The following is a 24,334-nucleotide window of genomic DNA, read 5'->3' as shown; positions in this document are numbered from 1 at the left end:
ATTTTTAATCAGATAAATATCAAGTAGAATGCCGCTCTGCACAAAAAATTATGGTAAAAATTCTTAATCAAGGACAGGCTTTTGGCTCACCGGGCATCGATCCTCGATGGACTCATGCCAATAAAGATGGAGTCGGAACAGCTTATTCTACCTCTAGTAACATTTGGTTTACTATCTGGAACGGTATTGTCACTGAAGTCTACCATCCCACAGTAGATAAACCCCAAGTTCGGGATTTACAGTATCTAATTTCTGATGGAAAAAGCTTTTTTCACGAAGAGAAACGCCATCTCAAATCAAAAGTTGAACCGATGTGGACTCATGGTTTAGGATACCGCATCATTAATTCCGATCCTCAAGGGCGTTATGCTGTAATCAAAGAAGTGATTGCCGATCCGCATTTATCCTGTATCTTACAACACACAAAATTAACAGGAGATAGCGATTTTATTTCCCAACTCCAGCTATACGCTTTGTGTGCGCCGCATCTGGAAGTTGGAGGTAGAGGTAATAATGGTTACGCTATACAAGTTGCTGGACATCGGATTCTCACAGCCGAGAAAGAAGGAACATGGTTAGCGCTGGGTGCAACAATTCCCTTTACCCGGCTTTCTTGTGGCTACGTCGGTGAAAGTGATGGTTGGACAGATTTAGCTGATAATTTTCAGATGGATTGGGAGTTTGACAGTGCTGTAGATGGTAACCTGGCTCTGACTGGAGAACTAAATTTAGATAGCACTAAAGAGTTTACTTTAGGACTAGCATTTGGGACAAACTTGCACAATGCAATTTCCACACTCTTTCAGTCGCTCAATATTCCTTTTGAAAAGCAGAAACAGCAATATAACGAACAGTGGAAGCGATCGCGCGAGGGTATCCATTCATTAGAAAATAGTTCTTATGATGATGGGAAGTTGTATCACAACAGCATTAGTCTGTTGTTGGCACATGAAGATAAAACCTATCCTGGCGCATTAATTGCATCTCTGGCTATCCCTTGGGGTGAAGCCAAAGACGACGAAGATCAAGGAGGATATCACCTTGTCTGGACGCGGGATCTGGTTAGCAGTGTATCAGGTTTAGTGGCTGCTGGCAAAACTGATACAGCAGTGCGATCGCTAATTTATCTGGCCACTAGTCAGCAGGAAGATGGCGGTTTTCCTCAAAATTTCTGGGTTGATGGTAAACCTTACTGGACAGGTATCCAGCTTGATGAGGTGGCATTTCCCATTCTGTTAGCATGGCTATTGCACCAGCAGAAAACTTGTTTAAACTTTGATATTTATCCGATGATTTTGCGGGCGGCGGGTTATTTAATTCGTCAAGGCCCAGCTACCCAACAAGAACGCTGGGAAGAAAATAGCGGTTATTCACCATCAACATTAGCATCAAATATTGCTGCCTTAATTTGTGCTGCTCAATTTGTTCGTGAACGTGGCGATGAAGCAACAGCAAAGTTTATCGAAGAATACGCTGATTTTTTAGAATCTCACATCGAAGCTTGGACAGTTACTACTGAAGGAACTTTAGTTGCTGGCATCAAACGTCATTACATTCGGATTACTCCTACAGATATTAATAATCCTCAACCCAACGAAAATCCTAACCAAGGAACTCTTTTCATCAGCAGTCAACCACCTGGTGAACCGTCAGAATTTCCCGCGAAGGAAATTGTTGATGGCGGGTTTTTGCAATTAGTCCGCTATGGAATTCGCAAACCTGATGACCCGATTATTGTTGATTCCGTCAAAGTAATTGATGCAGTTTTGAAAGTTGATACATCTGCTGGGCCTTGTTGGCATCGTTACAACCACGACGGCTACGGACAGCAAGAAGACGGCAGTCCTTACGTTAGTTGCGGAAAGGGACGTGCTTGGCCTCTTTTAACAGGAGAACGGGGACATTATGAATTAGCTATTGGCGGCGATGTCAAAACATATATTAAGGCGATGGAAGGGTTTGCTTCAAATACTTGTTTACTACCCGAACAGATTTGGGATGAAGTAGATACATCTAAAAACCATCTGTATTTAGGAAAACCAACAGGTTCTGCAATGCCTTTGATGTGGGCGCACTCGGAGTACATCAAACTGCTACGCTCAAATCATGATGGTCAGGTATTTGATTTGATTCCAGAGGTAGCGAATCGATATCTAGGCGAAAGACAAGAGTGTAAATCGTTGGACATTTGGAAGTTTAACCGTCAAATAGACAAAGTTAAAAAAGGTTATACATTGCGAATTCATGCTTTAGCATCTTTTCAACTGCACTGGTCAGATGATAATTGGCAAACAGTAAAAGATACACCTGCTACTTCTACAAAACTAGGAGTTAGTTTTGTAGATATTTCTGTTTCTAATAATCAGCAAAAACCAATCAACTTTACCTTTTTCTGGATTGAAAGCAGCAAATGGGAAGGACGTAATTACACAGTTACAATTTCGTAATTCGTAATTAAGAATACTGTGCAGAAACAATAACAGTAAAATCATCGGATAAATATGGAACACAATTTTTTAAGGCATAAAACTAAAAAATTAAACTTTGTACAGGTAAAGTCAGAGTTAGACCAGTAGAACCAGGGATTATCCAATAATAGCGATCGCCTTTCAATACATTTCGGATCAAAAAGAGCCATTTTTATGCAGAATAACTCATCACCCAAGCCAACAATTGATTACTGGCACGTCTGGACTGACGGCGACGGTGTAAGTCACCAGTCCCGTTGTCAAATTGAGGACTTCATCGAAAAAGGCATAGCCCCGGATACCTCGCCGCAGTGGCTTTCTAATTTGAAGCAGTCTGGTGCTACAATCACCTTTACTGTGCTACCTGTGGGATGGGTTGGTAACTGGCATGAGAACCCCAAGCCTCAGTGGGTCATACCTTTGTCGGGACGCTGGTTTGTGGAGACTATGGACGGCCAACGAGTCGAGATGGCCCCTGGCGAAATTTCATTTGGAGAAGATCAGGGTACGAAAGCAGACGCGCAAGGTCATAAGGGTCACTTATCTGGAACAGTAGGCGATGCACCAGCTGTTCTGATAATGGTGCAATTTGAAGAGACTCCGACTATAGAACAATCCTGTCGATTTAAGTAACTCGCAACGTGGGTTAATAACGCGATCGCCTCCAGCAGTGCGTTAGGGACTTCCAGAAATTAATTGGCGACAATACCAAAAATGGCTGTAAAGACACAACAGATTATTTTTGGCTAGCGTGAAAATAGCAGATTTGTAACTTGCTCTAACACCTTTAATGCTGTTAATGAACCTCGAATCAGCCGAGTAGCAGCAAGGGGTTGTCGAAGCATTCCCATCGCTAGAGGAAAAGGCTTTAGCGAACCATCAGAGTTAATTGCTGATGTGAGATCGGGGATATTATGCTGACAATCGTCGCTGACTACTCGCAGTATTGCCACAGTTACCCCAGCGGCATTGAAAAATTCTAGGGCAGTAAATCCTTCCATATCAACAACATCAGCCGCCAAAGTCTCGCCCAAACGGTGTTTTTCGGCAGCAGACCAAATTACGCGATCGCTTGTCAGTGATTTGACCAAAGATACTTTTTCTGATAAGGAAGAGTGCAATTGTGCTGTAAAAGTGCGATCACATTCTTCCTGCTTTCCCTGATAAATACAATCTTGATACAGCACAATATCACCAACTGTGTGGCGATCGCTTAAGCTGCCACATAAACCCATAATCAACACTCTGGATTTTGGAGCTAGAAATTGTCCTTGTTGCAAATATTTGAGTAAAGGTTTCATCCCGACAGGTATGGCTACTACTGTTGGAATAGAACCAGTAATGCCACTTAATCCGCGATACACAGCTTTATATTCTGCTCCCTGAGGTACCAGAATTGTGTTGATGGGTAAAAAATTAGACACTAGCGCTCTCAATAGAACTAAGTTTCATCTTTGAAGTTTCCTTTTGCATTCAAGATTGGGTCATATCTGAGTAACAATAAATAATATTGTCATTTACTAGTCACCAGAACTCGCAACCCCAAGGTAATTTCTGCTGCCAAACAACTGGCTAGGATTGTGTTTTTTCATTTTGAATTGCTTAATAATTGTGTCACCCACACGATAATTTTCCAAGATGGTAAAGCTTCATAACTCCAAATCCGCACGAGAACTCTTCAATATTTCCAAATTGGCGATTCAGTTTTCGTGGCTGACGGTGAGTTTTTGGATTGCTGTAACGGTAGCTGGCATTCTGGCTTTCAGTTCCCTTAAGTATGCCTTGTTCCCAGATATTACTTTTCCAGTGGTGGTTGTAAATGCTACAGCCCCCCTGACAACTGCCCTGGATACTGAGGCGAAGCTCACTAAACCCCTAGAAGAACGCCTCCACTCCCTAGAAGGACTGGAAAATATCCGCTCATCCACCTATCCTAGTCAAACAGCCGTTGCCCTTTCTTTTGCCGTTGGCACGAATTTAGAAACATCGACCAAAAAGGTTGAAACTGCCCTAAAGCAGCTAACTTTGCCTCAAGGAGCAACTTCTAAAATTATTCCTCTGAATCTAAACGAGTCAGCCGCCATTAGCTATGCCATAGAGAGTCCCACGCGGAATCTCAAAGATTTGACGAAGTTGGCACAAGATGAGATTGTTAGTGCGATCGCTAAATTACCAGGAGTCCTAAAAGTCTCATTACTAGGCGCTGCTACGGCAACTCCTGCGGTAAATCCAGCTAATGCCAGTACAGCGGCTCTCCCTCAAGGTGGGGCGACATTAGTCCGGTTTAACGGTCAAGATGCACTCGCATTTCAGGTAATCAAACGCGGTAGTGCTAACACCTTAGAAGTAGTGAGTCAAGTTGAGAAAGAAGTTCAAAGGCTACGCTCTACCCTCAAGGATGTCAATCTCACTTTAGCTGCCACCCAAGCAGAATATATTCGCCAAGCTACCCAGTCAACAATCGATGCTTTGCTGGAAGCAGTCTTGTTGTCTATCGTAGTAATTTTTCCTTTTTTATGGAATTGGCGGGCAACTCTCATCTCTGCTTTGGCGATTCCTACGTCCTTGTTGGCGACGTTTATCGTCATGGCGATTTTCGGCTTTAACCTGGAAACAATCACCCTGCTGGCTTTAGCTTTGGTGATTGGTAGTATTGTTGATGATGCGATCGTGGATGTGGAAAACATCATGCGACACGTCGAAGATGGAGAAACTCCTCGCCAAGCAGCGCTTTTAGCTACAAATGAGATCGGGTTGACAGTCACCGCCGCCACTTTAACAGCAGTAGCAGTTTTTCTACCCATAGGTTTGATGGGTGGGGTAATCGGTCAGTTCTTCAAGCCCTTTGGTATCACTGTTTCAGCGGCGATGCTTGCTTCTATGCTAGTTGCTCGGACTTTATCCCCAGTTCTAGCTATCTACTGGCTGAAGCCTAAATCCTCACTCTCCCCGCGGCGGGAAGCAAAAATTTGGGTGGCGTTTACCCAATTTTATAGAAACTTACTGAGTTGGTCTTTGAATCATCGCAAGATAGTTATCGGGTTAGCTGTCCTCAGCTTCATCGCAGGTATAGTGCTGATTCCACTAATTCCCAAAGGGTTTATTCCCAAACTCGATCGCGGCGAATTTAATATTGCTTATACAGCTCCTTTGCCGAGTATCCCTAGTGGAGCTGAGGGACAGGGTATAAATTCCAATCCCCAATCCCCAATCCCCAATTCCCAATCCCCAATCCCCAATCCCCAATCCCCAATCCCCAACCCTTTAAATGATTCTCTCGAAGTTGCGAAGAAACTAGAAGATGTTGTGAGAAAATCACCAGCAGTTGAAACTGTATTTACCACTGTTGGTTCTCGCGAGGGTGAGCCAAATAAAGGGATACTATATGTAAAGTTAAAGGGCGATCGCAAAATCACAACTGGAGAACTACAAGACCAATTGCGCTCCTCCTTACCTACTCTTTCTGGAGTAACTACTAGTGTTGAAGATATTCAATTTGTCGATTCCGGTGGTCAAAAACCCCTACAAATAGCATTACAAGGTGATAATCTCCAAGCTTTGAGCAAAGCAGTCAAAGCCATTAAAGAAAGGATTCAAAGGCTACCCGGATTCGCTGATGTCACAGTTACAGGTGAAACGAATCCACAGGGCACGGTTTTTCAAATCGAGCGTCTGAATAATCAGCGCGTGGCCTACATTAGTGCTAATCTTGGCAAGGATCTATCCTTGGGTGATGCCACTGACAAAGTGGTAGCTGAAGCAAACGCGGTGTTACCATCTAATGTTTCCTTAAATTTAGGGGGAGACTCTGCCCGTCAAGGTGAAGTTTTTAGCAGTTTCGGCACTACTCTGGCTCTATCTGCTTTGTGCATTGTCATAGTACTAATTTTGTTGTTCAAAAGCTGGGTAGACCCTCTGGTTATTGGTGTCTCTTTGCCTTTGGCACTAGTGGGGGCAATGTTGGCGCTACTGATTACCAAGAGCGACTTTGGTATGATCTCACTGATCGGTTTCGTCTTTTTGCTAGGACTGGCCAATAAAAATGCCATTTTGCTTGTGGATTACATCAACCAGTTACGCAATGCAGGCTTAGACCGCACCGAGGCGATCCTCAAGACGGGACTTGTGCGCCTCAGACCAATTATGATGACCACCGCCTCCACTATTTTAGGGATGCTACCGATCGCTTTAGGTTTTGGTGCTGGTTCGGAATTGCGATCGCCTATGGCTGTAGCGATCGCTGGTGGACTCGTAACTTCAACTATTCTCAGTTTGATTGTTGTGCCAGTAGTCTACACCATTTTGGATGATTGGTTTCCCCGGTTTAATAAAAGGGGGACAGCTTGAGCCAGGTTTTTGTCACGGGAGGTACGGGTTTTATTGGTGCCCATTTGGTACGGTTGCTTCTGCAACAGGGTTACACAGTCAAAGCACTGGTACGCTCAAGCAGCAATTTGGAGAACCTACGCGGTTTGGATGTGGAAATTGTCAAAGGTGATTTAAACGATCCAAATCTCTGGCAACAGATGGCAGGTTGTCAATATCTATTTCATGTGGCAGCCCATTATTCTCTGTGGCAAACAGACCGAGAGTTACTCCACCATCACAATGTCCTGGGTACGCGCCATGTGTTGGCAGCAGCCCGCAAAGCTAACATTGAGCGCACTATCTATACCAGTTCAGTGGCAGCAATTGGGGTAGGATCATCAGGGGAAGTTGTCGATGAAACACATCAGAGTCCCTTAGAAAAGTTGGTGGGTGATTACAAAAAATCTAAATTTCTGGCTGAACAAGAAGCCATGCAAGCCGTTGCTACAGGTCAGGAGATAGTTATTGTTAATCCCAGCAGCCCCATTGGTTCGTTGGATATCAAACCTACCCCAACGGGTGATATAATACTGCGATTTTTACGACGGCAAATGCCTTTTTACTTGGATACTGGTCTGAATTTTATCGATGTGCGGGATGTGGCATGGGGGCATTTACTGGCTTTGCAGCGGGGTAAATCTGGCGATCGCTATATCTTAGGTAATCAAAACCTCAGTCTCAAGCAACTACTCGAAGAACTCGCCGAGATCACAGGTTTGATCGCACCTCAACGAACAGTACCCGCTTGGCTGCCCCTGAGTGTTGCCTGGATTGATGAAAAGATTCTCGCACCACTAGGGAAATCGCCCTCGGTACCATTAGATGGCGTTCGGATGGCGAAACAACCTATGTATTACAATGCTTCAAAGGCTGTACGAGAATTGGGTCTACCTCAATCTTCGCTGAAAGTCGCACTCAAAGATGCTGTGGATTGGTTTGTTGCTCAAGGTTACGTCAAATGAAAAATATAGCGATTCACGTGCGGATGCAATACGCATTTACCCCTCCCCTTACCAAGGAGAGGGGTAAATGCGTCAGCAAATGCAGGGTGGGGTGGGCTGTATTGCAACCAAGTCAGAAGCAGGTAGCACATCTGTGCAGACGGACAATAACTGTGGTGTATTTATCTTTAAAAGAGGAGCGATCGCAACAATGGCAGTTAATCTACAACAAGCTATGGATATTGGGAAGTATCTTGTTACTCAGCGTTTGAAAGGACGCAAACGCTTCCCCTTAGTGTTGATGTTGGAACCTCTTTTTCGGTGTAATCTCGCTTGTACAGGTTGTGGTAAAATCCAACATCCTAAGGAAATTTTAAAGCAAAATCTCACCCCAGAACAGTGTTTTGCCGCTGCGGAAGAGTGCGGCGCACCAGTTGTCTCAATTCCTGGGGGAGAACCTCTACTGCATCCCCAGATTGATGAGATTGTCCAGGGATTGATTGAGCGCAAGAAATATATTTACTTGTGTACCAATGGTTTGTTATTAGAAAAGAGCCTGGATAAATTTCAACCTTCTCCCTACCTCACTTTCAGCGTGCATTTAGATGGAATGCGGGAATTACACGATCAATGCGTAGATCGTAAAGGTGTTTTTGATATTGCTGTCAAAGCCATTCGCGCCGCTAAAGCTAAAGGCTTTCGTGTCACCACTAATACCACTATCTTTGAAGGTACTGAACCTAAAGATATGCAAGAGTTCTTCAACTTTCTGGAAACACTAAATACTGACGGGATGATGATTTCTCCCGGCTACAGTTACGAGTGGGCACCAGATCAAGATCATTTTCTCCACCGCGAACAAACACGCGCCCTCTTCCGAGAAATTCTGGCCCCATACAAAAGTGGTGAAAAAAACTGGAACTTTAATCACAATCCGCTGTTCCTAGATTTTCTCACTGGTGAGAAGGACTACGAATGTACGCCTTGGGGTAGTCCTAGTTATAGCGTTCTCGGTTGGCAAAAACCTTGCTATCTGCTGAACGAAGGTTATTACTCTACCTTCAAGGAATTACTGGCACAAACTGACTGGAGTCAATACGGCCAGAAGAGTGGTAATCCCAAGTGTGCCGATTGTATGGTTCACTGTGGCTACGAACCCACTGCCGCAATGGATGCAATGCAACCACAAAATATGGCGCGTGCCCTTGGGAGTGTGTTTGGTAGGAATTAGTAAGTATTAAATGCTACTTAAAGGGTGCGATGCCTGCGGCGGGCTACGCCTACGCACCCTTTAAGGATTTTGATTGCACTGGAATGTGCCCACCAACATCCGATAACAACAGTAAAGGAGCTTATTTAGAGATATTGCGATCGCTCCCTCACCCCACTTCTACGAAATTCATCAGGAAAAAGACTCATGCCATTTGTATCGGTTCGTGATTTGCAAATGTATTATGAGATTCGTGGCACAGGTGAACGCCTGCTCAGTATTAGTGGTACTGGAGGTGACTTGCGGCGATCGCCTACTATTTTTGACTCACCCTTAGCCCCACACTTTGAAATTTTAGCCTACGATCAACGCGGTCTGGGTCAAACTTCAAAACCTGATATTCCCTACACCATAGCAGATTACGCCGCCGATGCAGACTCTTTGTTAAACGCAGTCGGCTGGGAGAGCGCTCATGTCATCGGAATTTCCTTCGGAGGTATGGTAGCCCAAGAGTTGGCACTGCGCTATCCGCACCGTGTTGAACGTCTTGTTTTAGCCTGTACTAGTAGTGGCGGCGCTGGTGGGTCATCATATCCACTACATGAACTTGTGAACCTCCCAATTGAGGAAGTCGCTCATCGGCAAATCACAATTGCTGATACCCGGTGGCAAGAAGAAACTTGGCTATCTAGCCGAACTGCACAATTTCAGGATTTAGTGAAGCTGACACTAGCAGCTGCTCAAGAGGGTGTAGACGAACCAAGTCGTGAAATTGGCCGTCGTCGCCAGCTTGAGGCTCGTGCTGTTCACGATACACATAATCGACTTTCTCAACTGCATCTTCCTGTCTATATCTGCGGCGGTCATCACGATGGCATATCTCCTCCTGCCAATCTTGAGGCGATACACAAACAGATACCAGGTTCGTATTTAGAGTTCTTTAAAGGCGGTCATCGCTTTCTTTACCAAGACCCCCAAGCATTCAAGCGCGTTATCGCCTTTCTCCAAAATAAATTCGAGTAATTTTACAAAGGAATTTCATCTTGTTTCTCAACCCATTAATCCCAAAACCCTAATGTAGAGACGCGATTTATCGCGTCTTGAAAGACCAATTATCTACACCAATAACCCTTAAATGAATATTTTCAACCTATTTTTGGCTAATAGATTCTGGAGTAATTGCCTGATATTGTTCAGGTGTCAACACAGCTTCCTGAATGTTGACTTGTTTAGGAATCACACCATATTTATAAAAGTAATCTGCAACTCGCTGTTGTTCCTTAATTAACTCTGGGGAAATGCCTCTCAAACCATAACTGCGGCGACTAACTACCTTTTCCATGATGTCAGGAGGTAGTTTTTGGATTGGCCCAATGATTTTTGCTACTTCTTTGGGATTTGCCTCAGCCCAGCGCTGGAGTTTATCAATCTCCTCAATCACTATCCGCAGAATTCCCGGATTATCAACCGCAAACTGCCTTGCACCAATATAGTATGCACCGGGGGTATCAAGTCCTTCGGCAGTCTTAATTACTCGGATCTTACTTGATTTTTCAGCCAAAGCTAGATAAGGATCGCCCGCTACCCAAACCGGAATTTTCCCTTCTAGAAAAGCACTACTAGCTTCCACTGTGGGTATACTCAAGATTTTAATATCGCTGGGTTTTAAACCCGCATCTTCCAAAGCTCTAAAGACAAAATAGTGAGACGCAGAAGCTTTTTGAAAGACGATTTTTTGTCCTTTGAGATCCTTGACGCTCTTAATGGGAGAATTTGGTGGGACAGCAATCACACTTGCTCTACCAGTGGTTGCAGTGCGTCGAGAACCAACCACATAAACGATTTGAGCGCCAGCAGCTTGAGCGAAAATAGGCGGAGTTTCCCCAACGGAACCTAAATCAATTTTGCCGACATTCATCGCTTCCATTAGTTGTGGCCCTTGGACAAATTGTGCCCACTCCACCTTTACCCCCAGAGGTTCTAGACGCTTTTCTAATACTTTTTGCGATCTGACCAAATCGCCTGCTGATTGATATCCCATACGGAGTACCTTCGCTTTAATTCCAGATGAATTGGAATTGGTATCAGATACATTTGTCGCAGCAGATAGGGTTTGAACTTTTTGCCCTTGGGTTGTGCAACTAACTAATGTTAACGAAGTTGCCAAGGTTAACAACCCAGGTGCTAAAAGCTGCGTAAAACAGCGAAAGATGTTGACATACTGAGGCTTAACTGTAGCGGTCATAGATTTTGTGTCAAAAAAATTTTAGAGATATTATTTACCACACTCAGTCCTGAGTGATGAGTAACAAGAAGATTACTCACTACTTCTGCACTATGGTAAAAGCCCCGCATATTGTGGGCTGTGGGCGGAATCTTTTTGTATGGAGTTGGTTGATACCCCACCTCTTGTGGCGTGGTCTAACACTCATTACTCAGCACTCGGAACTCAGCACTCTTCATCTGGCTTTACTTGGAATACCAGTAAAGGCGAAAAACTGTTGCTCTTTGGGTGCAGCCAAGCTTTCACCCAGGTAACGATGAATACCTACTCCCATGTCTCCTGTTGCAGTGAGTTTGAAGTCCACTTCTTCAAATCCATGTTCACGGAAAAATTTACGAACAGTTTCAGAGTGAGCAATACCCTGAGAGTGTCCACGAGTCCAAATTACAAAAGCACCTTTTTTGCTGAGAAAACTCAGGTTTGCCAATAAGCGATTGAGTTCAGTTTCATCTGCAAGATTGCCGAATACACCACATACAATCACGATGTCTGCTGGTACTGCTCCTACATAGTTCGAGGAAATAGTTGCATCACCATTGATAAACTCAATTTGTTTTGTCAAACCCAACGATTCTATTGTTTCTTGTCCACGTTCAACTAGCTGGGGATTTAGCTCTACAAGTCGGGCATAAACATCTTTTGCTCGTGGATGATTTGATAGTGTTCCTAGCAAATCTCGTCCATCGCCCGCGCAAACGCTAACTACACGGATTAACCCTGGTTGGGACAAATTCAAGCTATGGGCAATGTATTCCTGCACAATTTGGAGGCGTTGTTGCAATTTCGGTTCGTTCTTGTAGAGGTCGTGCCATTCAAACCAGTTTTTTACCATAACGAGGTGATTTTCGTTTCCATTAACTATGAGGAAAGCAAAGTGACAAACACACTGGGCAATATAAACTACGGTAAATACGTCAAAAAACCGTAGTTTATATTGAACGCAGACTATCATGGAAATTCATCCAAAATCAAGTCTTTTTTCTTTAATATGTAAATCTTGCAATTTAACAATTGAGAGCTTCTTAGACAGCCTTGTATTCCAAATCTAGAAAAACTCACAGAAATACTGGGCTACAGCAAATGCGACAAATACACTACATAACTAATCAGCCAAAATTTCAATTTGTATTGCTCAAAACTTAATTGCTCCGTATTCCTAGCAGTCGCAAAAAATATGGCGCGTGCCTTTAGTAAAAACCATTTAAGTAGTAAATAGTACATAATTTTAGGCGCGATACCTGCGGCAGGCTACACCTACGTATTCTTTAAGGAATTTCCCAGAATAAATTTCTCTACGGTCTAATAGAGACAAAGATGTGAAGTTATGTAAATGAAATTAACAAACATAACAATAATTTGTAATAAATAATGATGCGGCAGCATTGTATAAAGAGAACTTGGAAGTAAAAAACAACATCTTAATCAGGTTTTCCAGTCGTTCACAGAAGTTTTAAGTTTTTTAACAAAAGTTTTAATCTGAAAGCCTGAAGATCGTAAACTTATTTCTTGGATGTCTGTTTTAAACCTTTCGTAACTCGTCAGGCAATGCTGACATCAAAAATCAACTGAACCATTCAGTTTTGAGTCCAATTATTCTTAACCAAGCAAATTAGGAGATTTAACGCAATGGTTTTAGATGCATTTGCAAAAGTAGTTTCCCAAGCTGATACACGCGGCGAATATCTCTCTGATGCACAATTGGATGCATTGAGCGAACTAGTCAAAGATGGTAACAAGCGTGCAGATGCTGTTAACCGTATTACCAGCAATGCGTCAGCTCTTGTTGCTGCTGCGGCTCGTGATTTGTGGGCAGAACAACCCCAATTGATCACTCCCGGTGGTAATGCTTACACCAGCCGTCGTGCAGCTGCTTGTATCAGAGACTTGGACATCATTCTTCGCTATATCACCTACGCTATCTTTGCTGGCGATTCCAGCGTGCTAGATGACCGTGCCCTCAATGGATTGCGGGAAACCTACTTGGCATTGGGAACTCCAGGAGCTTCAGTTGCTGTTGGTATTCAAAAGCTGAAACAAGCTTCTTTGGCAATTGTCAACGATACAAACAATATCACCAGAGGCGATTGCAGTGCTTTGGCATCTGAAATAGCTAGCTATTTCGATCGTGCTGCTGCTGCTGTAGCTTAAGCAAAGCTTGCATTGCTGATGTTGACTAAATAATTGTCCATAGGACAAAACAAAATTTCAACCATAACGTTTGTAAAAGGGAAATACCAAAATGACAAAAACACCTCTAACTGAAGCAATCGCATCGGCTGATTCTCAAGGACGCTACCTCAGCAGCACCGAAATTCAAGTTGCTTTTGGTCGCTTCCGCCAAGCTCCTGCTAGCTTACAAGCAGCAAAAGCATTGAGCGCCAATGCTCAACGCTTGACCGAAGGTGCTGCTCAAGCAGTGTATAACAAGTTCCCTTACACCACTCAACAACAAGGCCCTAACTTCGCGTCTGATTCACGCGGTAAAGGCAAGTGTGTACGTGATGTCGGCTACTACTTGCGGATTATCACATACGCTTTAGTTGTTGGTGGCACAGGCCCCTTGGATGATTTCTTGATTTCTGGCTTGGCTGAAATCAACCGGACTTTTGACCTGTCTCCTAGCTGGTACATTGAAGCCCTCAAGTACATCAAAGCTAACCACGGTCTCAGCGGCGATCCAGCTGTTGAAGCAAATTCCTACATCGACTATGTAATCAATACTCTAAGCTAGAGTTTTTCTTTAGCCCGGAGAGGAAATCAGCTCTTATGACAAGTAAGTTCTATGAGTTGTTTACCTCTCCGGGCAGTTTTATAAGAAAGGCTAGCTAAAAAACCTGGAGAAAGACGAACGTAGTTCTGTATTTTTTGCTTTAGGCCAGGGATCAAAACTGCCGACAAAGTACGGGCACTTGCTACAACTTTGGGAAAGTTAGCAACCCAGTGCCTCTTTTAAGCTAGTGTCAATTGGCACGATATTTTTGCCAATACAAGATTTAAAAATCTCCCCCTAGACTAGGGGAAAGTATACGCCCGAAACAACGTAAGGAGATATCACTACGCCCTTGTGGCAAATGTGGTGAGGCAGCGAGTGCAATCTTCTCCCTTCTCTACGAGACGCTACGCGATCGCAGAGTGTTCCGAAGAAAAGGCGCTAGCGCAAGGTTAACGAGTCAGCATACCCCTAAGGGGAAGTAAGCTACGCACAGCGTCTGGCAAAGAACGTCTGGGTTTCCCCCCATGAGAAACTGCCGAACCCGTAGAGTGAGCCTGGGAACCTGTGAAAACAGGATATTAAGGCAGCAATGTCTTAAAAATCACTGTGCTTAAAGGTATGGTGAGTGTCAAATTTCAATAAAGACTGTTAAAAGACTAGAAAAAAAATTTTCTAAAAAGTTTTCAGTTTTGCAGTTAAAACTGAGGAGGTTAAAGATGGCAGCTTTGGGACAAGCAGCAAGGTTAGGGATTGGAGCGTTTGAAAATTCAGCACCAGTAGAACTACGTCCTGATAGAACAGAAGCGGATGTGGCAGTGGTTATCCGGGCGGCTTACCGTCAGGTTTTGGGTAATGCATATCTACTAGAAGGAGACCGTCTAGAGAGTGCAGAATCACTGTTGCAGCAAGGTGCAATCTCCGTTCGGGGATTTGTGCTAGCCATTGCTCAATCAGAACTCTATCGGGATAAGTTTTTCTACTCCAACTCCCAAACTCGGTTTATCGAGTTGAATTATAAGCATTTATTGGGGCGTGCCCCGGAAGATGAGTCAGAAATTTCGTACCATGTTGAGCTTTATAACTCACAAGGTTATGAAGCTGAGATTAATTCCTACATTGACTCATTAGAATATCAAGAGAGTTTTGGCGAAAATATTGTGCCCTACTATCGAGGCTTTAAAAGTCAAGTAGGACAGAAAAACGTTGGCTATAGCCGACTGTTCCAACTGTATCGGGGTTATGCCAATAGCGATCGCGCTCAAGGACAAAAACAAGGACGGCTAACCTGGGAACTGGCGAAGAATCTAGCTTCACCCATTTACCCAGTCTCCGCCGGAGCCTTAACAGGCCTCTCTACAGGTGGTCGCGGCGAAACATACCGCATCAGAGTGCTACAAGCAGCTTCTCCAAACTCAACTGTAGTACGGCGCGGTACTGCGGAATTGATCGTACCCTACGAGCAACTTTCTAGTAAATTGCAGCAGTTGAATCGCAAGGGCAGTAAGGTTATTAGCATTACAGCCGTATAAATAGGGGCTGGGGACTGGGGACTGGGGACTGGGGACTAGGAATTGGGGACAAGAAGGACAAAGGGGATAACCAATACCCAATACCCAATACCCAATCCCCGATCCCTAATCCCCAGTCCCCAATTATTAATTACAAAGGGAAAATTACCAATGGCTATTACAACAGCAGCTTCTCGTCTGGGAACAGAACCTTTTAGCGATCAGTCTCCTGTGGAATTGCGCCCTAATGCAACCAAAGAAGATATTGAGAGAGTAATTGCTGCCGTCTATCGTCAAGTTTTGGGCAACAACTACATATTGGCATCTGACCGCCTGACAAGTGCTGAATCTATCCTGCGCGATGGCAAAAGTACAGTGCAAGAGTTTGTGCGTCAACTAGCTAAATCAGAACTGTACAAAACCAAGTTTTTCTACGACAACTTCCAAACTCGCGTCATCGAACTCAACTACAAACATTTGCTGGGTCGTGCCCCTTATGATGAGTCTGATGTTGTCTATCACTTAGACTTGTATCAAACCAAGGGATATGAAGCCGATATTGATTCTTATATTGATTCCCCAGAGTATCAATCTAGCTTTGGTGAAAATATAGTGCCTTACTATCGCGGCTTTAATACCCAAACAGGACAGAAAACTGTCGGATTTAGCCGGATATTCCAACTTTATCGCGGCTATGCCAGTAGCGATACTTCCCAACTCAAAGGCAAATCCTCCCGCCTAGCCGCCGAACTAGGTCGCAATAGTGCATCTATAGTTGTTCCTCCCTCTGGTGGCCCATCAGGCTTTTCATACGTTGCTTCTGAAAAAGGCGTTACCCCCAACAGTACATTCGGTGGTGCGGGAACTTTTGGTAAAGAAGGCAGACTTTACCGCATTGAAGTAGCAGGTGTTTTTGGAGCCGGATATCCTAGCACACGCCGGGTCAATCAAGCGGTGATTATCCCTTATGAAGAACTATCTAGTTACTTCCAAAGAGTGGTAAAACAAGGTGGTAAAATAGCTAGTGTGAAACCCCTTTAGTGTCATTTGTCAATAGTCATTAGTCAATAGTCACTATTAAGGGCAAAAGACTAATGACAATTTAGAATTGGGAATTAATTTTATGGTTGGATCAATTAGTAGTAGAACGAGTAGTCGCACCTTTCGGTATGAAGTAGTGGGTCTGCGCCAAAGCGAAGAAACTGAAAAAACCAACTATCCCATTCGTTCTAGTGCCACTGTGTTTTTCACAGTACCTGAGAACCGGATGAATCAAGAAATGCAGCGGATTACTCGCTTGGGTGGCAAAATAGTCAGCATTCAGGCATTAAACGCTGAAGCTACTAAAACAGATAGCGAACAAAGCGATCCTCCTTCTTCATAATGAATTCCAGTCCGCAGAAATTTGAAGATTTATCATCGACAGAGAACTCTGGCGATGGTGAATCTTTAACAGTAGAACAGGCGATCGCTAATCTTGAGAGTACAGATTTAGGTCTGCGATTTTATGCTGCCTGGTGGTTAGGCAGGTTTCGGATAAATGAAGCAGCTGCGGTTACAGGATTGATTAAAGCGTTAGAGGATGAAGCCGATCGGACACCAGAAGGCGGATATCCTCTGCGACGGAACGCAGCTAGGGCCTTAGGGAAACTAGGCGATCGCCAAGCAGTCTCACCTTTAATTGGGTGTTTAGACTGCTCAGATTTTTATGTCCGGGAAGCGGCGGCACAATCCTTAGAAATGCTGGGCGATCCGGTTTGTATTCCCGCCCTGATTGAGTTATTAAAAGTAGGTTTGCAGGGAGAGCAGCTGATATCAAAGCAGCCTGATTTATCTCAACCCTACGAAGCCATTTTAGAAGCCTTGGGAGCCTTGAGGGCGACTGAGTGCATCCCTTTGGTCAAACCATTTTTAGAGCATCCCATCGAATTGGTGCAATATGCTGCCGCACGAGCGATGTATCAATTAACCCAAGAACCAGCTTATGGAGAACGCTTAGTAAAAGCTCTGGCAGGAGAAAAATTGCAATTGCGTCGAGCAGTATTAGCAGACTTGGGAGCGATTGGATATCTACCCGCAGCAGATGCGATCGCCGAGACTCTTGCCGAAAATAGTCTGAAGCTAATTTCTCTTAAAGGATTACTAGAACATCAAGTTAACCACACAGTAGCAAGCACCTTGTCAGCAGGTGCGATTAAAGTGATGAATTTGATGGACTTGCTGTTGTAAGCATAATTTAGCAGTAGTTAGTTGTTATTAATACGTTGAAACCAAATGTTTACCACACATAAACCCCCTAGCCAACTGCAAAATAAGGGCTAGGGGGTTTATGTATAATGTCAACTACGGAGAACTTAAGCTACAATTGGCTGACCCCTAATGACTCATGAAAAATTATTATGAATAACAGTGACCTTGCCCAAATATTAATCCGTGCTGTGGAAGAAGCAGACTCCTCAGAGCGCTTATTAGACGCAGTTCAAGAGTTAGCAGCAGCTGGTATAGAAGAATCTGTTCCCACTTTGATTGCAGCTTTGGGGTACAACAATCCAGGGGCAGCGGTGGCGGCAGTAGATGGACTAATTGCGATCGGGGAAGCCGCAGTACCGTCACTATTGGAACTAATTGATGACTACAACTACAGTGCTAGGGCTTGGGCTATTCGGGCCTTAGCAGGAATTGGCGATGTCCGGGCCCTAGATACCTTGTTTGAGGCAGCAAAAACCGATTTTTCCTTAAGTGTGCGGCGGGCGGCGGCCAGGGGATTAGGCACTTTGCGCTGGCAGCAACTACCGCCTGAGAAAGTGGAATCTGTTCAGACTCAAGTATTAGAGGCGCTATTACTAATTTCTCAAGATCCAGAGTGGATAGTGCGCTATGCAGCAGTAACCAGTTTAGAAACACTAGGCATCGCCATAGCAACCACTTTACCCGATCAAGCGTCGAGGATTACAAATCAACTTCAGCAAATGCTCGATACAGATGTTGATTTGGGAGTTCGCACCCGTGTAAAGTTTGCACAGGAAAAAATTCAGCAGCAGCAACATCAAGAAGTGTTTGCACCTAAAAGAAAGCTAGAAGAGACTGAAGTGCCGGAAGTGCCTCATCGTGGTGGTGGCAGACGGTGAACTAACTCCCTGGAAGACGGACGGGGTTTCCCAATTCATCGGGAATAGCGGTTAGAAACCGCATCTACACAGGCAAAACCCGCCTGCGCGGGTTAAAAACCTTAATTTTCTCTTAGGTGTTGCTCTTGTTTGTGTAGTTGCGAATGACCTTCGCTGGGACTTAAATTGACTGTATGCCTCTAGTGCGGGTTGCATCTAAATGAGAATCGCTGGAAAACTAACCAGACAATAAAGACTGAATTTCTCCCTGGATATTCCCACGGGCAGATGGTTCGGCGAACTCTGACATTAAAGGCGTAAAGTAGATACGCGATCGCAGTAAAAATCGTTCTAAAACGTGCTGACGACCTATGATATACTCTGCCTCTGCCACCCAGCCATATTCTTGGCGAATGGCATGGGCGTATTCTTTATACTGCACTGAGTTAGTAGCCAAAATCGCTAAATCTGCATCAAGTAGAACTTGGCTATCATAGTCATCCACCGCAGCTTGGTGGTCTTTAGTGTTCAAAATCAGACGGGTGACAGTATTTATGGTACTTTCTGGAATACCCAAATTACTCAGCAATTCCCAAGCATAGTCTGCGCTTCGTTTTTCATTATCTTGAGCTTCAGTGTCATACACTACATCGTGAAACCAGGCAGCTAGTTGAACAGCAGCGAGGTTGTTGGTGTAGCCTTGCAAAATCTGAATTGTGCTGAGGACGTGATCAATGTGTTTGAGTGTATGGTAGTAGCGACCAGAGGTAGAGTAAGCTACAACCAAGGGATTAAAGGCTTTCTCAGCCGCTACCTGGTCAACACCAAAGGGTTGGAGTGTGTGTTGCCAGTTAGAAAATAAAATATGCGTGAGGTTTTCTGTAGGCATAAATGTAGTATTCACACTCTTAGTATGACTGAGCTAATCTCTTGTGTTGCAACATCTGTCAATCAAGTTAGAAATAGATCAACAAAAGGATAACATTTGTTATTGAATTGGGCATTGGCAAAGATAAGGCAGAAAGCAGATCGCTTTTAGCGTCTCCCTTTGAGAGAAGGCAGAAATTCTTTAATTTTTAATTTTTAATTGAATTCCCCACTCCCCACTAAATATGGTGACAGCTAAATGAAAGCGTCAAAATAGAAGACACAGGCTTTGTACAAAAAGCCTTGCCTTAATTAAGGAGTTTACTATCAGTGGTATTACAAGTACAAACAAGCACCTACGAAGCTAAAACCCAAGAAATTGCTAAACAACTTCTCGCAGCAACGCAGGAAAATCGTTCGTTTTTTTCTTCCCTGCGGGATCAAATGCGCTGGGATGATAAATTACTAGCTTGGGCAATGAGTAATCCTGGGTTGCGGGTGCAACTATTTCGCTTTATAGATACACTACCTGCTTTGCACAGTAAATCAGAAATTGCCTCACATTTACAAGAATATCTCGGTGATGAATCTGTAGAATTACCGGCAGCTTTGAAGGGAATGCTCAACTTTGCTAACCCCGACTCTATGCCTGGACAAGTTGCTGCTACAACCGTTGGCACAGCGGTTGAGACTCTTGCTCATAAATATATTTCTGGGGAAAATATTAAACAAGTCATCAAAACAGTTGAACGACTGCGAAAAGAAAAAATGGCTTTCACCATCGATTTACTTGGTGAAGCTGTAATTACCGAAGCGGAAGCGCAGTCTTATCTAGAACGCTATCTAGAATTAATGCAACAATTGGTGGAAGCATCGAAGAATTGGTCAGCTATTCCGGCTATTGATGAGGCTGATGGCGAACTAATACCAAAAGTTCAGGTTTCTGTGAAGTTAACGGCGTTTTATTCCCAATTTGATCCTTTAGATGCTAAAGGTAGTGAAGATAAAGTTAGCGATCGCATTCGGATTCTCTTACGTCGTGCTAAAGAATTAGGCGCAGCTGTACATTTTGATATGGAACAGTATGCCTATAAAGACATAACTTTCAGCATCCTGAAAAAACTGTTATTAGAGGAAGAGTTTCGGCAACGCACAGATATCGGTATGACAATTCAAGCATATCTGCGTGATAGCGAGCAAGATACCAAAGATGTCATTTCTTGGTTGAAACAGCGTGGTTATCCTCTGACAATCCGTTTGGTGAAAGGCGCATATTGGGATCAGGAAACTATCAAAGCAGCGCAGAAGCATTGGCCACAGCCAGTTTACAACGACAAAGCGGCAACTGATGCTAACTTTGAAACCATCACTCAGTTATTGCTAGAAAATCATCAATATGTGTATTCTGCTATTGGTAGCCATAATGTGCGATCGCACTCTCGCGCCATTGCCATAGCTGAAAGTTTGAATGTCCCTCGCCGTCGCTTTGAATTGCAAGTCCTATACGGTATGGGTGATAAAGTTGCTAAGGCATTGGTTGACAGAGGTTATCGGGTGAGAGTTTACTGTCCTTACGGTGAATTATTGCCGGGGATGGCGTATTTAATTCGGCGGTTGTTGGAAAACACAGCTAACAGTTCTTTTTTACGGCAAAATCTGGAAAATCGACCGATTGAAGAATTATTAGCGCCGCCAGTTGTAAAAGACGCAGAAAATCAAAATTTCCCCCCGTCCCCCCGTCCCCCCGTCCCCGTCTCCTCTTCTTTCCTTGGTGCTGCTGATACCGATTACGCTGAAGAAGAAGTGAGAACGAAGGCGGCGCAAGCTTTCCAAAGCGTTCGCCAACAGTTGGGTAAAACTTATTTACCGCTAATTAATGGGGAGTATGTTAATCCGCCAGAATTTGTTGATTCTCTCAATCCTTCTAATTTCAGTCAGGTAGTTGGTAAAGTTGGGTTGATTAGCGTTGAACAGGCGGAACAGGCGATGCAAGCTGCTAAAGCGGCGTTTCCTGGGTGGAAGAAAACACCAGCTAAACAACGCGCTGATATTTTGCGCAAAGCGGGTGATTTGATGGAACTCCGCCGCGCTGAACTTTCAGTTTGGATAGTTTTGGAAGTTGGGAAACCAGTTAAGGAAGCTGATGGAGAGGTTTCGGAAGCGATAGACTTTTGTCGTTACTACGCTGATGAGATAGAACGGTTAGACGAAGGTGTTAATTACGATATTCCTGGTGAAACTAACCGTTATATTTACCAGCCACGGGGTATTGCTGTAGTAATTTCTCCCTGGAATTTTCCACTGGCGATCGCGTGTGGAATGACTGTTGCAGCTTTGGTTTCAGGCAATTGCACTCTCCTAAAACCTGCGGAAACATCTTCTGTAATTGCAGCCAAACTCACAGAAATCTTGGTAGATGCTGGTTTTCCTAAAGGTGTATTTCAATACGTACCTGGCAAGGGTTCCCAAGTCGGCGCTTATTTGGTAAATCATCCAGATACTCATGTAATTGCTTTTACAGGTTCTCAGGAAGTTGGCTGTCGAATTTACGCAGAGGCGGCAACATTAAAACCCGGACAAAAGCACATGAAACGGGTGATTGCTGAAATGGGTGGCAAAAATGCCATTATCGTCGATGAAAGTGCTGATTTAGACCAAGCTGTTGTGGGGGTAGTGCAGTCGGCATTTGGTTACAGTGGACAAAAATGTTCTGCCGCCTCCAGGGTGATTGTAATGCAACCGATTTATGATGCCTTTGTGCAACGATTGGTAGAAGCGACAAAATCCTTGAATATTGGGGAAGCAGAGTTACCGAGTACACAAGTTGGGCCGGTAATTGATGCTAATGCTCGCGATCGCATCCAGAAGTATATTGAGATAGGTCGCCAATCAGCAGAGGTAGCCTTAGAATTACCAGCACCCAAACAAGGATATTTTATCGGCCCTGTGATCTTTAGTGAAGTATCGCCAAATGCGGTAATTTCCCAGGAAGAGATTTTTGGCCCTGTGCTGGCGGTAATTCGGGTGAAAGATTTCCCAGAAGCACTAGCAGTCGCCAACGGTACAAACTTCGCTTTGACTGGAGGACTTTATTCTAGAACACCTTCGCACATTCAGCAGGCGCAGGTAGAATTTGAAGTCGGGAATTTGTACATCAACCGCAATATTACCGGAGCGATCGTTGGGCGGCAACCTTTTGGTGGATTCAAACTTTCTGGAGTAGGTTCTAAAGCAGGTGGCCCTGATTACCTCCTACAATTTTTGGAACCACGCGCGGTGACAGAAAATATTCAGCGCCAAGGTTTTGCACCAATTGAAGGTGCCGATTAAAACAGATGGTAATACCGCTGCGTTAAGAAGATTTATAGGTTAGTTGAAGCTAGTGAAATCCAACAAAGCCCTGACAATGTTGGGTTTCGTTCCTCAACCCAACCTACCCCGGATTTTTTAGGTAAAACCTACGCAGTATTGGGTAAGGTGGGCAGCATTGCCTACCTTTTTTGTTATTAAACTATCAATAAACAAAGAGACTAGAATTAAAAGTTTAATTTTTAGCTGAACGCTATCGAGGGTTAAAACATTCTCTTATCCCAAATCCAAAATTGGCACGATCAGAATTAAAAAAAGAGAAAATTTTACTTTTACTATTTTTTTATTTGTTAAATATGTAACACATCTAACAGATAAAATCCTTTAAAATAACCTGATGAAATATCAGTTACTATTAATGATTAATTCTTTTTTAACGAAAGCGAATTAAATCAAAAAATATCTTAGGATTGAAAAATAAATATTGATAAACAGGTGAGACTTTACAAGCATTATCACCTACATCATACATGGTAAACAATAGAAAAACGCATAGCCGATGACTAACGTACTATGGCTACAGGGTGGTGCTTGTTCAGGCAACACTATGTCATTTCTCAACGCCGAAGAACCGACAGTCTGTGATTTGATTGCCGATTTTGGCATCAATTTACTTTGGCATCCTTCTTTGGGAGTGGAACTAGGCAACAACTTGCAAACACTGCTACGGGATTGCATTTCTGGCACAATTCCCCTAGATATCCTGGTATTTGAAGGTAGCGTTGTCAACGCCCCCAACGGCACTGGTGAATGGAATCGGTTTGCCGATCGCGCCATGAAAGATTGGTTAGCAGACCTCGCCAAAGTTGCTAAATTTATCGTAGCGGTGGGAGATTGTGCAACATGGGGAGGAATTCCCGCCATGTCACCCAATCCCAGCGAATCAGAAGGGTTGCAATTTCTCAAACGTCAAGAAGGCGGCTTTTTAGGAAAAGACTTCCTGTCTCAAGCCGGATTACCTGTAATTAATATACCTGGATGTCCTGCCCATCCCGACTGGATTACGCAGATATTAGTTGCGATCGCCACTGGACGCATAGCAGACATTGCTTTCGACGAACTAAATCGTCCCCAAACCTTCTTCAACACCTATACCCAAACAGGTTGTACTCGCAACGTCCACTTTGCCTACAAAGCCTCAACCGCCGAATTTGGTCAGCGTAAAGGCTGCTTATTCTACGACTTGGGTTGTCGCGGCCCCATGACCCATTCTTCCTGCAACCGCATCTTATGGAACCGCGTCTCTTCCAAAACCCGCGCTGGAATGCCTTGTTTAGGTTGCACAGAACCAGAATTTCCCTTCTTTGACCTCAAACCAGGAACCGTATTTAAAACCCAAACAGTCATGGGAGTTCCCAAAGAATTACCGCCAGGGGTGAACAAAAAAGACTACGCCTTACTCACAATGGTTGCCAAAGACGCCGCACCACCTTGGGCAGAAGAAGACTTTTTTACAGTTTAGTCATTAGTCCTTTGTTATTTGTGAAAAACCAATGACC

18 protein-coding genes and 1 pseudogene are annotated in these 24,334 nt (G+C 44.0%); 15 read left to right on the top strand and 4 right to left on the bottom strand.

Annotated elements, in window-relative coordinates:
- Window positions 1-50: 50 nt before the first annotated feature.
- Both HWQ44_RS06425 and HWQ44_RS06420 read left to right on the top strand, forming a co-directional pair.
- A complete protein-coding gene (locus HWQ44_RS06425) occupies window positions 51-2,447 on the top strand; it encodes a glycoside hydrolase family 15 protein (protein WP_292716429.1) in 2,397 nt (798 codons plus the stop codon).
- Between the two features lie 195 nt (window positions 2,448-2,642).
- Entirely contained in the window at window positions 2,643-3,101 is a 459-nt protein-coding gene (locus HWQ44_RS06420; protein WP_292716425.1) for a cupin domain-containing protein, read from the top strand.
- Window positions 3,102-3,214: 113 nt separating this feature from the next.
- On the opposite strand, the gene HWQ44_RS06415 is transcribed toward HWQ44_RS06420, so the two are convergent.
- Entirely contained in the window at window positions 3,215-3,892 is a 678-nt protein-coding gene (locus HWQ44_RS06415) for a phosphorylase (protein WP_292716422.1), read from the bottom strand.
- A gap of 214 nt (window positions 3,893-4,106) precedes the next feature.
- On the opposite strand from HWQ44_RS06415, the gene HWQ44_RS06410 reads away from it, so the two are divergent.
- The 4 genes from HWQ44_RS06410 (at window position 4,107) to HWQ44_RS06395 (ending at window position 10,010) form a co-directional block, all read left to right on the top strand.
- A complete protein-coding gene (locus HWQ44_RS06410; RefSeq protein WP_292716419.1) occupies window positions 4,107-6,815 on the top strand; it encodes an efflux RND transporter permease subunit in 2,709 nt (902 codons plus the stop codon).
- The gene (gene hpnA / locus HWQ44_RS06405; RefSeq protein WP_292716416.1) at window positions 6,812-7,798 is read left to right on the top strand and encodes a hopanoid-associated sugar epimerase; all 987 of its coding nucleotides are present in this window, start codon (window positions 6,812-6,814) and stop codon (window positions 7,796-7,798) included. Before HWQ44_RS06410 ends, hpnA begins: the two co-directional genes overlap by 4 nt.
- Before the next feature lie 190 nt (window positions 7,799-7,988).
- The gene (gene hpnH / locus HWQ44_RS06400; protein ID WP_292716465.1) at window positions 7,989-9,008 is read left to right on the top strand and encodes an adenosyl-hopene transferase HpnH; all 1,020 of its coding nucleotides are present in this window, start codon (window positions 7,989-7,991) and stop codon (window positions 9,006-9,008) included.
- Between the two features lie 186 nt (window positions 9,009-9,194).
- Window positions 9,195-10,010 carry an alpha/beta hydrolase gene (locus HWQ44_RS06395; protein ID WP_292716413.1) on the top strand — a complete coding sequence of 272 codons (816 nt, stop codon included), beginning with the start codon at window positions 9,195-9,197 and terminating at the stop codon, window positions 10,008-10,010.
- Window positions 10,011-10,137: 127 nt separating this feature from the next.
- Here HWQ44_RS06395 and HWQ44_RS06390 read toward each other — a convergent pair whose 3' ends face one another.
- Together HWQ44_RS06390 and HWQ44_RS06385 are read right to left on the bottom strand one after the other, a co-directional pair.
- Window positions 10,138-11,232 (bottom strand): aliphatic sulfonate ABC transporter substrate-binding protein, encoded by a 1,095-nt coding sequence (locus HWQ44_RS06390; protein ID WP_292716410.1) that lies wholly within the window; start codon window positions 11,230-11,232, stop codon window positions 10,138-10,140.
- 214 nt (window positions 11,233-11,446) lie between these two features.
- Window positions 11,447-12,103, bottom strand: a complete 657-nt coding sequence (locus HWQ44_RS06385; RefSeq protein ID WP_292716463.1) for a class I SAM-dependent methyltransferase family protein — start codon at window positions 12,101-12,103, stop codon at window positions 11,447-11,449.
- 794 nt (window positions 12,104-12,897) lie between these two features.
- On the opposite strand from HWQ44_RS06385, the gene HWQ44_RS06380 reads away from it, so the two are divergent.
- The 7 genes and pseudogenes from HWQ44_RS06380 (at window position 12,898) to HWQ44_RS06350 (ending at window position 18,620) form a co-directional block, all read left to right on the top strand.
- Entirely contained in the window at window positions 12,898-13,419 is a 522-nt protein-coding gene (locus HWQ44_RS06380; protein ID WP_289795183.1) for a phycocyanin subunit beta, read from the top strand.
- A gap of 91 nt (window positions 13,420-13,510) precedes the next feature.
- Entirely contained in the window at window positions 13,511-14,002 is a 492-nt protein-coding gene (cpcA, locus tag HWQ44_RS06375) for a phycocyanin subunit alpha (protein WP_094328476.1), read from the top strand.
- 698 nt (window positions 14,003-14,700) lie between these two features.
- Window positions 14,701-15,513 carry a phycobilisome linker polypeptide gene (locus HWQ44_RS06370; RefSeq protein WP_292716401.1) on the top strand — a complete coding sequence of 271 codons (813 nt, stop codon included), beginning with the start codon at window positions 14,701-14,703 and terminating at the stop codon, window positions 15,511-15,513.
- 150 nt (window positions 15,514-15,663) lie between these two features.
- Complete coding sequence (locus HWQ44_RS06365; protein WP_292716398.1) at window positions 15,664-16,533, top strand: phycobilisome linker polypeptide; 870 nt, start codon at window positions 15,664-15,666, stop codon at window positions 16,531-16,533.
- Window positions 16,534-16,615: 82 nt separating this feature from the next.
- Window positions 16,616-16,828: pseudogene (locus tag HWQ44_RS06360) on the top strand (phycobilisome linker polypeptide); the annotation flags it as partial.
- Window positions 16,829-16,875: 47 nt separating this feature from the next.
- Entirely contained in the window at window positions 16,876-17,721 is an 846-nt protein-coding gene (locus HWQ44_RS06355; protein ID WP_292716395.1) for a HEAT repeat domain-containing protein, read from the top strand.
- A gap of 170 nt (window positions 17,722-17,891) precedes the next feature.
- Complete coding sequence (locus HWQ44_RS06350; RefSeq protein ID WP_292716392.1) at window positions 17,892-18,620, top strand: HEAT repeat domain-containing protein; 729 nt, start codon at window positions 17,892-17,894, stop codon at window positions 18,618-18,620.
- A gap of 217 nt (window positions 18,621-18,837) precedes the next feature.
- On the opposite strand, the gene HWQ44_RS06345 is transcribed toward HWQ44_RS06350, so the two are convergent.
- The gene (locus HWQ44_RS06345) at window positions 18,838-19,488 is read right to left on the bottom strand and encodes a hypothetical protein (protein WP_292716389.1); all 651 of its coding nucleotides are present in this window, start codon (window positions 19,486-19,488) and stop codon (window positions 18,838-18,840) included.
- 308 nt (window positions 19,489-19,796) lie between these two features.
- Between HWQ44_RS06345 and pruA the strand changes: the two genes are divergently transcribed.
- Together pruA and HWQ44_RS06335 are read left to right on the top strand one after the other, a co-directional pair.
- Window positions 19,797-22,796, top strand: a complete 3,000-nt coding sequence (pruA, locus tag HWQ44_RS06340) for an L-glutamate gamma-semialdehyde dehydrogenase (protein WP_292716386.1) — start codon at window positions 19,797-19,799, stop codon at window positions 22,794-22,796.
- A 538-nt stretch (window positions 22,797-23,334) separates the two neighbouring features.
- Window positions 23,335-24,297 (top strand): hydrogenase small subunit, encoded by a 963-nt coding sequence (locus HWQ44_RS06335; RefSeq protein ID WP_292716383.1) that lies wholly within the window; start codon window positions 23,335-23,337, stop codon window positions 24,295-24,297.
- The last annotated feature ends 37 nt before the right edge of the window (window positions 24,298-24,334 follow it).

The sequence above is a fragment of the Nostoc sp. JL34 genome (assembly GCF_017114945.1).
Classification (GTDB): Bacteria; Cyanobacteriota; Cyanobacteriia; order Cyanobacteriales; family Nostocaceae; genus Nostoc.
Note: the sequence above shows the minus strand (reverse complement) of the source record. Positions and strands in the feature narration are given on the sequence as shown.

Bases quoted from the DNA above. Each gene is read 5' to 3' on its own strand.
- HWQ44_RS06370 (WP_292716401.1), top strand. From the start codon at position 14,701: ATGGCAGCTTTGGGACAAGCAGCAAGGTTAGGGATTGGAGCGTTTGAA.
- HWQ44_RS06335 (WP_292716383.1), top strand. From the start codon at position 23,335: ATGACTAACGTACTATGGCTACAGGGTGGTGCTTGTTCAGGCAACACT.
- hpnH (WP_292716465.1), top strand. From the start codon at position 7,989: ATGGCAGTTAATCTACAACAAGCTATGGATATTGGGAAGTATCTTGTT.
- HWQ44_RS06380 (WP_289795183.1), top strand. From the start codon at position 12,898: ATGGTTTTAGATGCATTTGCAAAAGTAGTTTCCCAAGCTGATACACGC.
- HWQ44_RS06350 (WP_292716392.1), top strand. From the start codon at position 17,892: ATGAATAACAGTGACCTTGCCCAAATATTAATCCGTGCTGTGGAAGAA.
- HWQ44_RS06365 (WP_292716398.1), top strand. From the start codon at position 15,664: ATGGCTATTACAACAGCAGCTTCTCGTCTGGGAACAGAACCTTTTAGC.
- HWQ44_RS06390 (WP_292716410.1), bottom strand. From the start codon at position 11,232: ATGACCGCTACAGTTAAGCCTCAGTATGTCAACATCTTTCGCTGTTTT.
- cpcA (WP_094328476.1), top strand. From the start codon at position 13,511: ATGACAAAAACACCTCTAACTGAAGCAATCGCATCGGCTGATTCTCAA.
- HWQ44_RS06395 (WP_292716413.1), top strand. From the start codon at position 9,195: ATGCCATTTGTATCGGTTCGTGATTTGCAAATGTATTATGAGATTCGT.
- HWQ44_RS06385 (WP_292716463.1), bottom strand. From the start codon at position 12,103: ATGGTAAAAAACTGGTTTGAATGGCACGACCTCTACAAGAACGAACCG.
- HWQ44_RS06425 (WP_292716429.1), top strand. From the start codon at position 51: ATGGTAAAAATTCTTAATCAAGGACAGGCTTTTGGCTCACCGGGCATC.
- HWQ44_RS06410 (WP_292716419.1), top strand. From the start codon at position 4,107: ATGGTAAAGCTTCATAACTCCAAATCCGCACGAGAACTCTTCAATATT.
- HWQ44_RS06355 (WP_292716395.1), top strand. From the start codon at position 16,876: ATGAATTCCAGTCCGCAGAAATTTGAAGATTTATCATCGACAGAGAAC.
- HWQ44_RS06345 (WP_292716389.1), bottom strand. From the start codon at position 19,488: ATGCCTACAGAAAACCTCACGCATATTTTATTTTCTAACTGGCAACAC.
- HWQ44_RS06420 (WP_292716425.1), top strand. From the start codon at position 2,643: ATGCAGAATAACTCATCACCCAAGCCAACAATTGATTACTGGCACGTC.